Below are 381 nucleotides of genomic sequence, written 5' to 3'. Positions count from 1 at the left end.
CGTCCGCACCGTCTCAGGCTCCTCATAAGCCTCGCGCGCGACCTCGGCCAGGATCCGCGCGTACTCGTCCAGGTCCGCCTGCGAATACGACTCCGTCGGCTCCAGCGTCATCGGCTCCGGCACCAGGTACGGGTGGTGGCTCGTCCAGTAGTGCGTCCCGAAGTCGGCCACGCGGTAGCCGATCTGCTCGGAGTGGATCCCGGTGTCCGCGTTCAGCTTCTCCCAGCTGTAGCGCGCCTGCTCCACGCGCCGCCGGCCGCGCGCGTAGGGCAGCGACACGCCCTCGATCTCCAGCACCTTCGAGATCAGGTAGTTGTTGTTCAGCACCGAGGTCTCGGCCACGTCCCGCAGCCCCTCGGCGCCCAGCGCCATGATCCACGC

The 381-nt window shown here is 68.8% G+C and carries 1 pseudogene; it reads right to left on the bottom strand.

What is annotated here, in order from left to right:
- Positions 1–381: pseudogene (locus tag GWK61_RS55615) on the bottom strand (aminomethyl-transferring glycine dehydrogenase subunit GcvPB); the annotation flags it as partial.

The organism is Catenulispora rubra, from assembly GCF_015356825.1.
GTDB classification, from domain to species: domain Bacteria; phylum Actinomycetota; class Actinomycetes; order Streptomycetales; family Catenulisporaceae; genus Catenulispora; species Catenulispora rubra.
Note: the sequence above shows the minus strand (reverse complement) of the source record. Positions and strands in the feature narration are given on the sequence as shown.